We start from the raw sequence: 12983 nt of genomic DNA on the forward strand, positions 1-12983 counted from the left end.
CCTAATAAAACTCTTCCAAAGGATTTTTTATGTAACCATTTGCCTTTAATAATTCATGGGGATGTTGCTTTTTGCCCATTGCTTGCTTTCTTAGCATTAGTAATGGTAATACATCCGCGTTTTTCATTTTAGGCTTAGCTTTTTGTTCCTTCTTTTGTTCATTTAGTTCAATCGCTTGTTGAATCACATCTGATTTAAGCTTATGAAAGTTGGTATCAAGAGGATTTCCATCAACTATTTTTTGTACTACTTTTTTAATGTCATTCACTTTTAAACTATCAAAAATACCAAGAGCTGATACCTCAACACTTAAGTTTTCGATTGTATCTTGGCGCTTATACTGGATTGTATTTTGTCGTTCCCTAAACGCTTCTTGAATACGCCCTGTTATTTCTGTATTTCGCTTATGATGCAACATTACCTCATCCAAATTGATCATGATATCTTCATATTTCATCATGTCAGCAACATTGTTAGTGCGGATTGCTGTCATCATTGGTTGAATTGTTTGCATATCTTCTTTGGCAGTCTTTTTCAACACATTTGGTGTAATAATTTCATTTGAGTTATCCTCATCAAATAATGCTCGTTCCTGTGCTAAAATAAATAGATTTATAGCAACAGCAGTAATCCCTTGGCACTCATAATAAAATGCCTTTTTCGTTTCCTCTGTAAGTTCTGAATGGGATTTTAAGCACTGTAATTCCCAAAGTGTTTCCAGGAAGAATTCCCATTCTTCACTTTCCTCCTCCATTCGATCCCAAATAATTGCTCCATCACTTGCAGCCCGTCTTGCTTGCCTAAAATTTCCTTTGAATAGTTTTTGTGCTTTTGAAGTGCCGATCAAGACCGTCGGAATACCAACTGTATTAGATAGCGTTACAAAAAAGTTCAGCATTTCTTCCTGATCATTTTTAGAATGGAGTAAGTGCTGGATTTCATCAATAACAAGAACACCAATACCATACATACTTGCCAGAGACGTCATATGCAACAACATGGTCGATGTCACTCGGTTTAAGTAACCGAACTTTTCCAAATATCTTGTTCCCAGCAAGTCATCAATCGCTTTAAAGAAGCTTTTACACAGGGTGGAAAGGCTGCCGTCATAAGGGCAATCAATTTTGAGCCATATAATTTGAGTTCGATTGAATGGTTGTCCTTTATATTCCTCATGTTTGATCACTTGTGGATACATAAGCAACAAACGTTCCATTGCGGTTGTTTTACCAATTCCGGAAATGCCGATAATAGATAAGCTGTCTGCGGTTGAGCGAATATAATTTAGCCGCTCATCAATATACTTATGTGACATATCAGCTTCCTCACGCAATTCATGTAATACACGAACACGCTCTAAGAAAGTTGTATCTAATGGGTTTCGTGCTAAGTATCCTCTGCGGATCAATGTAGACAATCGGCGTTCTACCTCAAAGTGAATCGGTAAAGGTTGAATAAAGTTCCTCACACGTTTTAGCACATGATAACGAATGTTCGTTTCACTTAACTTATCTTGGTCACTAATTCGTGGAGTCACCATAAATCTTTCCAGCACATCATCCTCGCTGAAAATAGGTGGAAGGGCTTCGATGAAGGGATTATTGGTATATTCACTTAAAGACTGTTCTTTATAAACGCCTTTCTCAAATTCCCCTTTTAGGATAACCATATCATTTGTTTTTCCCAAATTCCTCATCTCGCTTTTTCTTTAATTTTTGCATAAGACGTGAGGGTGATTTTTTCTGTGGTGAATTATTATCCACCGCCTCTTTTACAGGAAAGTTTACTACATCTCCTTGTGTATCTCGCGGCTTATTAACTAAATTAAATCTTTCACTCTCACGATTTATTTCTTTTTCAACTTGTCTGTTTGATCTTATATCCCGCAATTTCTCAGCTTTATTTAGTGGCTTGTCCGCATATTGCTTTTTATCTTTCATAGCCTCTCCAACTATATTCTCAATAGCTAGATCCGCATTAATTGTATTTTCTCTTTGGTTAGCGTATTCCTCTACTCTTGCTTCTTGAAGTAAATCCTGATAGAATTCAAATTCCTCTAATGTATCATTTTTATATTGAACACTAGAATCTAATAAGTAACACACATCGAAATTCCTTCCGTCAGAATGGGGTATATAGATTTGACTTATATCACGTGGGTCAAATACTATATCAATACTTGTATTTTTTAATTTTACATACCATTGTTCATTAATCCCTTTTTCAGATCCATAGAATAGACTTTTAAATTTTAAACCTGCCCGTGTTATTCGTGCTTTTCCTTTTGGTAATAGATTTAATCTAAATATGCTTCTATCTGTGACAGTTTGCAGGCGTCCCTTTTTATTTTCAACACCCCAATTCCACAAATTAATAGGTGTAGCTGTTATCCCACTTGTTATCATTCCTTTTTCAAGTGGATATTTTTCAATTATCTTTTGATTATGCTGTAAAACCAAATGAATAATGATTTTCTTAAACTCTTTTAAATTTAAGCTAGCATCCAAACGATAATCCCTGTCCCCGCGTTCGCGGAATTCTTTTTGAATAGCTCCCGGCGTCTTACGCTTAATCTTGCCATTAATTGTACGGAATTGACGTTCAATAATACCTTTTAAATCGCCGCGATATGGCGATGTATTCTCAATTTTGATATTTAAATTGTTGATCATGTTTTCTACCGAGTATCCTTCAAACTCACCTCGATCAGCAATAATAATTTCTGGTAAATGCTTAGCCGGCCATTGATTTTCATCAATGTTAATACCGAATTGATAACAGTATTCAACCTTATTGGTCACCATATTATCTAGCGCCATCATTGCACCAATCCACGAGGGACCTTCAAGTCCTACATAAATACCGGTAATCATCCGTGAATAAACGTCAATAACACCGTAAACAATCGGGCGTCCAATAATTAAAGACCTATCAAATGAACTAACCAAATAGATGTCTGCAATCGTTGCATCTATTTGAAAGCGAGTTCCCGGTCCATCTGTTTCTAAAGTGGAATTACTTAAGATCGGGCGATGCTTTAAGTCAAATTCTTTAGCGCTATGACGCAAGGTAATATTTTGTTGCGGATCTTCGTATTTCTTAAACCAATAATAAAACTGATTATAAGTAGGTGTTCTTGTAGCATCCCACACCTTGTATTTCACCATATTATCCTCGTAATATTGATCCGAATAAAATTCCCTTAGGAGGTAATCATATGTCTCTGCCAATGTAATCTGCTTTTTGTTTTGATAGTATTTCTTTATAACATGTGCAAATTGTTTTTTGACCTCTTCAGTAATGTTGATGCCTTGCTGACTGTCATTAGATAAAACATATTTTCTTGGTCTACCTACCTTAGTTCCTATGAGATCTCTTTCCTTCCCTTTACCCCCTGAATACATATAGTCAGGCAGAAGGGAATTCTTATTTAAACCACGTTGCCAAAAACGTGTAAAAGCACGTTTTACTTTTAATTTACTTATTTCATTTACCGAGGAAATTTCAAGAAATATTGCTTCACGCGTTTTTCTTTCTAATAACCTTTCTTTGGAAGTCTCCCATGCTTCTGAGATAATCCGCCAATTTTCATCACGTTTGGAAAGCTGTTTTGGTGTTAAATCACTGTCTGAATAACTTTTAGCATAGGGATCAGGAATAGCCAACAGAACTTCAGCTTGTATCTCAGCTTCGAGGGTGGAAAGATTCATTTTTTTTGGCATTGTAGTATCACCATGGAGATCAACATAATAAGCAAAAGGATCATCAATCTCTATCACCCGTAAACGATTCTTACCTTGCTTGTTGACGTTTTCATACACTTGGTTGTAAAAAATCATATGACCTTCACCTTCTCCGAAAAATCTTTCCTGACTGTCTTAACTGGAATAATTTTATTAACATTGATTTCATCAAACAATGATATTTCGATGGCCTTAGAAATGACTAGATGCTTGAATAGTGTAAGGCCACTGCCGGCTACTAACCCATAATTATTTTCTAACTGACGTGCAATTTCTTTTATAGGATATTTTTCGATTAACAGCTTACTAATCAGATAAATACTATAATCTTCTAACCCAGATGGCCTTATATCTTGAAAACCATCGATATAACTCAAGTCAGAATAACCGTGAACAAATGCTATATTTGTGGCCATTGTTTTATCAACTTCATTTTCTGTTACGATGCCCCAGTCAACCCCTTGCCGTTCCCAATAAATACGCTCAATTTCAAATTTCTGTAGCACGTTTTTATCGGCCAAATCATTTTTATACTTAAGCGTTCGTGCTACATCAGTGTTTTGATTGTCGTTAATTGTAACAATAAAATCAGTTGTCATGACAACAGGTTCTTGAGTTTTGGGATTTCTAGGATGTTTAATTCCCAGTTCATCGGCAATTAATAATGTCTCTTCAATCGGGAGGAGTGGATACTGCTCACGAATGTCAATAACTGAGTCGGAATACTCTAAAAGGTAAAAGTAGTTTCGTTCTAAATCCGAAAGAAATTCATATTGTCTTGGAATTTTAATTCCCTTTAATCGGGTAGAACGCCCAAGAGAAGATACATCCTGAATATTCAACCAAGGTTTATAATCTATTCCTATACCTTGTCCATGACCGTCCTTTAGCTTTTTATCAATTGATTGCGAGCGCTTTCGTTTGGCCAAATCATATACCCCCTTGTCTGCTTATTGACAACAAATTGCAATATGTAAAAATTTCAAACCGGAAAGCATCATTTTGTATTCTTCACTTTGTTCTTCATTAGCTGCCTTTTAATCAAATAACTATAATTTTTCTTTCAATTTATTTAGCAAGAATTCAGAGATCAACCCCATGCTTTCAATTGCAGCCTTAGCTTCTGTATCAGTAATCGTAGGTAAAAAAGGTCGTCCATGCCCCGTCCCCTGCTTATTTCGCAGATTATTTATAGAACACCCTAGCTCGTACATGCTCTTTTCAAAACGGGACGTTACCTCGTTATCGCCTTTGAATTCTGGGGTAGACAACCCTAAAAGGTGAAAGGCAAGTCCTAATAAGGTTGGAAAATTACTTTGCTGATACTTACCTAACAATCTTGTTATAACATGTGCAGCAACAGCCTCTAATAAGTCTTTACTAGTTCCCGTTAACAATGCTGCATCTGAAGCACCTTTTTTGGCACGACGAATATAACCTTTTAAAGCTTCTTCCATTTCTAAATCAGATAGGTTATCCAATACAACCGGAGTGACCGTTCCATCACTTGATAATACAACCCCTTCAGCTTTTAGCGAGCTTTGAAGATTCCGAATAGATTCATTGCCTACAAAATTCGGTGAATATTCCCGAAATCCTCCATGTCCCCTGATTAAAGAAAGAAGGGAACTAACAAAAATTTCTCCGGCCTCTTGATCGTACTCCAAAGCCCAGTTCAAAACAGCATTTACTCTTTTTGCTTTACCAACATTAGCATTTTGACCATTTAACTTCGGATCACCTTTATCCATTTTGTTGCGAAGGATAATGTTATCAAGGTCTGCATGACTTGGTTTACGAGTTACAACTAAAGCATCGTCTACTACTTGTGAAATCGCAACAGCAATTTCATCATTTAAAGGTAATTTCTTCATATACATTTGCCTTCCCTTTTTAGAAATATTATGGGATACACCTTAATTCCAGTGATCATTCCTAAAGCCAAATTTAAATTGATAATAGGGAACAATTTAGCCTTGCTTAAAATCCATGCTAATTTATCTGAATAAAAAAACAATCCCCTACGAACATATTATCGTAAAGGATTATTTTTATCAAACTTTATTATAAATTATCGATCTTCATTTAAAATTATCAATCTTTATTATAAATGATCAAACTTTATTTCAAAGCCACAAAACTTTATTTCAAAGCAACAATATCACTCAACAGTCACCGACTTCGCCAAATTCCTCGGTTTATCCACATCACAATCCCGATGCAATGCCGCATAATAAGCCAACAGCTGCATTGGCACAACACTAACAAGCGGGGTCAACAGCTCATGCACATGTGGCAAAATAAACGCATCCTCATCCTGCTCGAGGCCTTTCATGCTGATCACCATTGCATTTGCACCTCGTGCTTCAACTTCTTGCACGTTTCCGCGGATAGCATAATTTACGTTTGCTTGCGTTGCTAGTGCGATAACCGGTGTTCCATCTTCAATTAAGGCAATGGTTCCGTGCTTCAATTCTCCCCCAGCAAACCCTTCTGCCTGGATATAAGAGATTTCCTTTAACTTCAAAGCGCCTTCTACACAAACATTGTAGTCTGCACTGCGACCGATGAAAAAGGCATTGCGTGTTGTTGATAAATAATCCTTTGCCAAACCCTCAATTTCTTTCTTCTGATCTGTTAAAATCTCCATCGCATTTGCAACAATCGCAAGCTCTTGTAGTGGATCAAAATCCAACTCATGACCTTTTGCCTGCGCTGTATCTACAGCAAGAATGGCGAGCACGGCGATTTGTGCTGTATATGCTTTTGTTGATGCTACTGCGATCTCTGGACCTGCATATAGATTTAATGTGTAATCTGCTTCACGAGAAAGGGTGGATCCCGGCACATTAGTAATGGTTAATGCCGGATGTCCCATTTCTTTAATTTTTACTAATACGGCACGGCTATCAGCAGTTTCTCCACTTTGTGAGATGAACACAAATAATGGCTTTTCTGACAGAAGTGGTATATTATAAGAAAACTCACTGGCTACATGAGCTTCCACTGGGATATTCGCTAACTTTTCAATGAGTTCTTTTCCAACCAAACCAGCATGATAGCTTGTGCCTGCAGCAATAATGTAGACACGATCTGTTTTCTGCATGGCACTGCGAATGTCGGCATCAAGCTTCAGCTCATTGTTTTCATTTTGGTATTCGTTAATAATTTTACGCATAACGAATGGCTGCTCATCAATTTCCTTTAGCATAAAGTGTGGATATGTTCCTTTTTCCATATCACTTACGTCAATTTGTGCAGTAAATGGGCTGCGATTAACAACCGTACCATTAAGCTTCTGTACTTCCACAAAATTACGGTTGACAAGCACAATTTCCTGATCGAAAATTTCCAGATATTGATTTGTCGCTTTCAACGTTGCCATTGCATCACTTGCAACCACATTAAAGCCATCGCCTAAACCTACTAATAGCGGGCTCTTGTTTTTGGATACATACAACGTATCTTGGTCTTGATTATCAATTAAAGCAATTGCGTAAGAGCCTTTTAACAGACGCATAACCTGACGAAAGGTCTCGGCAGTATCCAAATAGTTATCATAGAGCTTTTCAATTAGCTGAACGACCACTTCTGTATCTGTCTCACTGAAAAAATCCACATCATTCAGGTATTCTTTTTTCAGCTCTTGATAGTTTTCAATAACCCCATTATGAACAAGTGTAAATCTGCCAGACACACTTTGATGTGGATGTGCATTCTCTTCACTTGGTATACCATGTGTCGCCCAGCGTGTATGACCGATTCCCATCGTTGCATGGATAGAGCTATCCACACACTCACTTAATGCTGCAATACGTCCTTTTACTTTAAAAAGATTCACGCTATTATCATTCAGCACTGCTATACCAGCTGAATCATAGCCGCGATATTCTAATTTTTCCAGTCCATTTAATAAAATTTCCTTTGTATCGTTCTGTCCGATATATCCTACGATTCCGCACATATCGTTACTCCTCCTTATATAAAGGGGCAGACAAACGACAGCAGAAATCGGATGTCAGAAATCAGAAGTCAGAGTATCTGATTTCTAACTTCTTGCTTCCGGATTCTGTTTGGGGCGTTTACTGCCCCTTTCTCGTGATTGTTAGTAGACATCTCTCTTTACCCTTTGTGCAATAAGTCGCCTTATTGTTTTCGGAATAAAGCATGTCGATTGAGATGTACAATCGGGAGGAATCCGCCGAATTACTCGATTAGCCTCCACCTCGTCAACTATTTTCTTCGCCGATCAGAAAATAGTTCTGGCGCTTTTATTACTCTTTTACATCGATGCTCCTTTCTATTCTTGAATAAAATATCGACCCTATCTAAAAACGGGTACAGTATATTTTAACCGATAATGAATTAATTGGTCAATATATTTTTCGGATCTGATGTTATTTAGCTTATGCTTACAATTTATAATAAGTGAAAATTATAAAATCTGATTTTACTTATTATACAGTTTAAGTAGGGACTAAATGATCTATATTACTATAAATTTAGACAGAATGGCTTCGCATGAAGGATTAAGCACACGTTTGTCTTCAAGGATTTCTTTGAAGGAAGATGCTGCCTATGGATATGAAAAAGATATAAATGCTGATGATTTCATTTGGCATGTTAAAAGCATTCATCATGTCAGAAAAAAAGATCCCTCTCCTTCCTTTTCAGACTTCGGACTGGACGGCTAAGGCTGAGAGGGAGCAGGTGTGAACTTCTAACCATTCCCTTGTGAACTTCTGACCATTTCACTGTGAACTTCTAACCATTGTGTTGTGAACTTCTGACCATTCCCTTGTGAACTTCAGCATTTCTAAAAAAATCAACTGTTAAATCGATAAAAAAAGCTGCTCCTAACAAGCAGAGCAGCTTCTAATACTATTTCTCCAACCTACCATCTCGAATTGTAACAACCCGATCACATAAATCCAGCACTCTTTCATCATGCGTTACCATCAGACCTGACTTCCCACGAGATTTAATTTCCTCTGCAAGCATTTCGACGACTTCACGACCTCTTTTGGAATCTAGACTAGCAGTTGGCTCGTCTGCCAGGATGAGTTTTGGATCATTTATTAGTGCACGGGCAATAGCCACACGCTGTCTCTCTCCACCTGAAAGTTCGTTTGGATAATTATTTATACGGTGAGTCAGACCAAAATGCTCTAATAATTCTTCTCCTCTTGTTTTATTTTTATTTTTTGCAATAACATTTATAACACTCAGTTGATCTTTCACTTTTAAATATGGGATAAGATTTGCTGACTGAAAGACAAAGCCGATTTTCTCCAGTCTTCTTTCAGTGATCTGTTTGGATGAGAGATTCGCTGTATCTTCCCCGTCAAGTAAAATCCTACCACTGCTCGGTGACAGTAGTGCACCCGCAATGGATAGCATCGTACTCTTTCCAGAACCTGAAGGACCGATGATCGCAATAAATTCTCCTGCTTCAACATCTAAAGACACATTGTCCACTGCTTTAAATTCCCTTGGACCATCTTTGTATACTTTTGATACATTTTCCATTATTAGTGTCATTTTCCTGCCCCCTCTATTGCCTCAATTGGATCAATTTTAACTACTTGAATTAATGAAACTAATGCACCAATAACAGATACAATTAATACCAGAAAGGATGTCTTTATCATCCCATCCGCTTCAAGTAAAAATGGCATATCCTCAGGTAGGAGTGCCTCTATTCCAAATGTTAATCCAACCCCAACAGCAATACAGATGACAGAAATCAGAACAACCTGCCCAATCAGATTTTTAACAAGATAGATTGTCTTCGCACCCAATGCTTTTAGTACGCCAAATTGATCTCGTTTTTGTAATGTAATCACATAAAAGAATGCTGCCAGAACGAATGCTGCTATAACAAATAAGAAAGCAATCATCATGTTCAAGGAGGCTTGTTCCTGTGAATAACTTGGAATGCCTTGAAGTGCTTCTTCTGTTGTAACCATATCAAAAGTATCGCCAATAGTATTTTTTATTTCATCTATTTTTGCCTTGTCTACTTGGACGGTAATCGCATTAATATTTTCTCGTTGACCATTATCCATAAATACAACTGATGTATGGCTATACCGTTGATCATTTGTAAATCCAGTGATTGTATATTCACTTTCTTCACCAAATTGTAATGTGTCTCCGATCTCGATTCCTTCTCGTTGCAAAGAACTGTCTACAATTACTTCACTTTCTTTCACTATTGGTTCCCCATCAGTGACAGACGGTAACAGCATTCCATCCGCTTCTGTGACAAATAATGCAACATCCTCATTTTGCTGGGTTCCATTTACAGAGGCGTTCATCATTCGAATTGATAATGAATTAACTTCCTCTACTCCATTGATACTGGATATGTCTTCTAGCCTTTTTTGTGAAATAAATGATTTTGTCATTTCCAGTTCTGCAGCTGGATCAATCAATACATAATCTGCCTGTAATTCTTGGATTGCTGATGCGTTATCAGCTGATAAACCTTTTGCCAGTCCGGAAATAATAAAAATGAGACTAGCGATTAATACCATAATTAATCCAATTAAAACATAGCGAAATTTCGCATGCGTTAATTCTCGTATTGCAAGAAACATCATATCCACTCCTATCCATTCGATAAATAAAGCATAATGCTTTAATATGAACAGAAGATGAACTAAAGCTTACGTTCGTGGAATGGTTACAATGAAGGTTGAGCCTTTTTTGAGTTCGCTTTCTACCATGACAGTACCATCATGTAATTCTACAATTTTCTTCACAATGGAAAGACCAAGACCAGTACTATTTTCCGTTCTCGTTCGGGCTTTATCCACCTTATAAAACCGGTCAAAAAGCTGGGGGATATCTTTTTCAGAAATTCCTATACCACTATCTTCAATAAACACCTGCACGTTCGATTTCTCAGACACCACTCGAATGCTTAGTTTTCCTCCCTCTTCTGTGTAGCGAATGGCATTTGTAATTAGATTCACCCATACCTGCTGCAATAATTTCGGATCACCTGTGACTGTTGTGGGTGAAATATTCATTTCAATGTCAATCCTCTTTTCTCTCCATTGCCATTCCATCGTTATAACTACTTCCTTTAATTGTGCTGCTAGATCAAACGGGATAAAATCACTATTGTCCATATCTTGATCAAGATTTGACAATATCAATAGCTGTTTGCTTAAAGCAGATAAACGTCTGCTTTCATTTTCAATGATTGATAAATACCGAGTTCGTTCCTCCACGGGAAGTCCTTTCTCCTGTAAGGCTTGGGAAAACCCCTGAATGGATGTAAGTGGTGATTGAATTTCATGCGAAACATTTGAAACAAACTCCTGTCTCTTTTCTTCGATTCGCTCCAGGCTGCCACTCATTTGGGAAAAGTTAGTTGCCAATCGCCCAATTTCATCCTTACGATGCACATTCAGTTTCACATGATAATTTCCTGCAGCTATTTTCTTCGTTGCTTCTGTCAGCTTTTTGATAGGCTTGACAATAAAACGAGTGCTTGTAACAACTAAAAGAAAACTGAAAAGCAATGTTAAAATAAGTAATAGTGCAAGGAAAATCCGCATTTCACCAAATTGTTGGGAGGAATTTGGACGGACAAACAAGCCGTGAGTTTCTCCATTTAACTGAACGGGAACCCCGACGGTATTTTTTAATTCATTATCAAAAAAACCCGTGACAAAAGGCTTCCATGGATAGCTTGCAATCCCATGATACGTATTGCCATTCAGAACAGATTTGACGTATTTGCTTTCTATATTTTCCGAAGTAAAAGGCTCCCCAAAGGTCTGACCTACCCCATTAGGTTTAACTAGATAAAATTTATAGCCTAAATCAGTCATTGCTGCTAAATAGTTAGAAAATCGTTTACTATTGTTTTTCTCGTAAATGGTAATAATGTTTTTTGCAATATGGGTGACCTTTTTATCATTTTCCGGCTTTAGAAAATGCTGATAGTAGATATTTGTTGTGGCAAAAGCAATCACTGCACTGGCAATCATAATCGCCATTGTAGTAACAATAATACGTACATAAAGTGTTCGCATAGCAGAATCCTCCATTTATACCCGAGTCTAGCTTGATTTTATGAATTGGAGATGAACAGATGATTTTATTCCTTATTCTACCTCCAGCTTATATCCGAGACCTCTCACCGTTCTTATTGAAAAGTCATGCTGATCCGATGGGAAACGCTCGCGGAGCCGTTTTATATGTACATCTACTGTCCGATCATTCCCCTCATAATCATTTCCCCACACCAGATCAATGAGCTGTTCCCTGGTAAAAATACGATTTGGAAAGTTTGCCAGCTGGGTCAAAAGCTCAAACTCTTTCAGCGGCAGAATCAGCGTTTCTCCATTAGCATGTACTTCATAGCTTTTACGATTTATTGTCGTATTGCCAATCGTAATGATCTCTTCATTTATCATTCGAAATCTTCTCAGCAATGCCTTAATACGAAATAGAACTTCTTTTGGTTCAAATGGTTTTACCACATAATCATCTGTCCCTTTATTATAAGCTTTTTCTTTATCTGAAATTTCCCCTTTTGCTGTAAGCATCATTACTGGAATATCATAATAGGTTCTAATTTCCTCACATAGCTGATAACCATCGATATTCGGCATCATAATATCAACAATTGCCAGCTGAACTCTTTTCTCTTCCAACTGATTTAGCGCCTCTTTTCCATCAGCCGCTTCGATTGTTTTATAGCCTTCTTTTTGTAAATAGAATCGCAATAGTTCGCGGATATGCGGATCATCATCGACGATTAGAATTGTAATCATATTGGAGCCTCCTTACTGTTTGTCCTTTCTTTTATCGTATCATTTAATTGATTGGAAAGAAATTTTGGCTTTGAGCGTGAGGATGAGGATGGGGATGAGTTGAGAGATAGCGTCATGAAGTTGAGAGATAACCTTCTAAAATGAGAGAAAGCTTAAGATAGTTGAGAGATAAAAGTATATTTGCTGTTTTTCTCTCAACTTTGGGAGCAGTTCTCTCAACTTTGCGTGAATGTCTCTCAACTCCGGGAGCAGTTCTCTCAACTTCGGGAGTAGTTCTCTCAACTTTGCGTGAATGTCTCTCAACTCCGGACGACGATTGAGCCAAGATGTAAAACATTAGCAATTTCAACTCCACCCCCTGACGCAGCTCCCCCCACAAAGTAGAGTAGGAGGAGGGATTTCGCCCTCCGACCTCTCATCAAACCGTACGTGCAGATTTCCCGCA

The 12983-nt window shown here is 37.5% G+C and carries 10 protein-coding genes; 1 reads left to right on the forward strand and 9 read right to left on the reverse strand.

Features of this window, described 5'->3' with window-relative positions; genetic code table 11:
• Nucleotide 1 precedes the first annotated feature (1 nt).
• From AC6HVZ_RS17065 to glmS, 5 genes are all read right to left on the reverse strand, one after another.
• The gene (locus tag AC6HVZ_RS17065; protein WP_497559332.1) at nucleotides 2-1696 is read right to left on the reverse strand and encodes an ATP-binding protein; all 1695 of its coding nucleotides are present in this window, start codon (nucleotides 1694-1696) and stop codon (nucleotides 2-4) included.
• On the reverse strand, nucleotides 1671-3839 hold the full coding sequence (locus AC6HVZ_RS17070) for a TnsB C-terminal domain-containing protein (RefSeq protein WP_497559333.1): 2169 nt from the start codon (nucleotides 3837-3839) through the stop codon (nucleotides 1671-1673). Before AC6HVZ_RS17070 ends, AC6HVZ_RS17065 begins: the two co-directional genes overlap by 26 nt.
• Nucleotides 3836-4672, reverse strand: a complete 837-nt coding sequence (locus AC6HVZ_RS17075; protein WP_497559334.1) for a TnsA endonuclease N-terminal domain-containing protein — start codon at nucleotides 4670-4672, stop codon at nucleotides 3836-3838. Before AC6HVZ_RS17075 ends, AC6HVZ_RS17070 begins: the two co-directional genes overlap by 4 nt.
• 120 nt (nucleotides 4673-4792) lie before the next feature.
• Nucleotides 4793-5617 carry an abortive infection family protein gene (locus AC6HVZ_RS17080; protein WP_497559335.1) on the reverse strand — a complete coding sequence of 275 codons (825 nt, stop codon included), beginning with the start codon at nucleotides 5615-5617 and terminating at the stop codon, nucleotides 4793-4795.
• Between the two features lie 287 nt (nucleotides 5618-5904).
• A complete protein-coding gene (gene glmS / locus AC6HVZ_RS17085; protein ID WP_497559336.1) occupies nucleotides 5905-7707 on the reverse strand; it encodes a glutamine--fructose-6-phosphate transaminase (isomerizing) in 1803 nt (600 codons plus the stop codon).
• Between the two features lie 517 nt (nucleotides 7708-8224).
• Here glmS and AC6HVZ_RS17090 point away from each other — a divergent pair.
• On the forward strand, nucleotides 8225-8437 hold the full coding sequence (locus AC6HVZ_RS17090; RefSeq protein WP_497559337.1) for a hypothetical protein: 213 nt from the start codon (nucleotides 8225-8227) through the stop codon (nucleotides 8435-8437).
• A 187-nt stretch (nucleotides 8438-8624) separates the two neighbouring features.
• On the opposite strand, the gene AC6HVZ_RS17095 is transcribed toward AC6HVZ_RS17090, so the two are convergent.
• From AC6HVZ_RS17095 to AC6HVZ_RS17110, 4 genes are all read right to left on the reverse strand, one after another.
• Entirely contained in the window at nucleotides 8625-9284 is a 660-nt protein-coding gene (locus AC6HVZ_RS17095) for an ABC transporter ATP-binding protein (RefSeq protein WP_497559338.1), read from the reverse strand.
• On the reverse strand, nucleotides 9281-10345 hold the full coding sequence (locus tag AC6HVZ_RS17100; protein ID WP_497559339.1) for an ABC transporter permease: 1065 nt from the start codon (nucleotides 10343-10345) through the stop codon (nucleotides 9281-9283). The genes AC6HVZ_RS17095 and AC6HVZ_RS17100 overlap by 4 nt, the downstream gene beginning before the upstream one ends.
• 69 nt (nucleotides 10346-10414) lie before the next feature.
• Entirely contained in the window at nucleotides 10415-11794 is a 1380-nt protein-coding gene (locus AC6HVZ_RS17105) for a HAMP domain-containing sensor histidine kinase (RefSeq protein WP_497559340.1), read from the reverse strand.
• 72 nt (nucleotides 11795-11866) lie between these two features.
• Nucleotides 11867-12538 (reverse strand): response regulator transcription factor, encoded by a 672-nt coding sequence (locus AC6HVZ_RS17110; protein ID WP_497559341.1) that lies wholly within the window; start codon nucleotides 12536-12538, stop codon nucleotides 11867-11869.
• Nucleotides 12539-12983 lie beyond the last annotated feature (445 nt).

This window comes from Oceanobacillus sp. NCCP-135, assembly GCF_059698015.1.

Bases quoted from the DNA above. Each gene is read 5' to 3' on its own strand.
- AC6HVZ_RS17065 (WP_497559332.1), bottom strand. From the start codon at position 1,696: ATGAGGAATTTGGGAAAAACAAATGATATGGTTATCCTAAAAGGGGAA.
- AC6HVZ_RS17070 (WP_497559333.1), bottom strand. From the start codon at position 3,839: ATGATTTTTTACAACCAAGTGTATGAAAACGTCAACAAGCAAGGTAAG.
- AC6HVZ_RS17080 (WP_497559335.1), bottom strand. From the start codon at position 5,617: ATGAAGAAATTACCTTTAAATGATGAAATTGCTGTTGCGATTTCACAA.
- glmS (WP_497559336.1), bottom strand. From the start codon at position 7,707: ATGTGCGGAATCGTAGGATATATCGGACAGAACGATACAAAGGAAATT.
- AC6HVZ_RS17090 (WP_497559337.1), top strand. From the start codon at position 8,225: ATGATCTATATTACTATAAATTTAGACAGAATGGCTTCGCATGAAGGA.
- AC6HVZ_RS17095 (WP_497559338.1), bottom strand. From the start codon at position 9,284: ATGACACTAATAATGGAAAATGTATCAAAAGTATACAAAGATGGTCCA.
- AC6HVZ_RS17100 (WP_497559339.1), bottom strand. From the start codon at position 10,345: ATGTTTCTTGCAATACGAGAATTAACGCATGCGAAATTTCGCTATGTT.
- AC6HVZ_RS17105 (WP_497559340.1), bottom strand. From the start codon at position 11,794: ATGCGAACACTTTATGTACGTATTATTGTTACTACAATGGCGATTATG.
- AC6HVZ_RS17110 (WP_497559341.1), bottom strand. From the start codon at position 12,538: ATGATTACAATTCTAATCGTCGATGATGATCCGCATATCCGCGAACTA.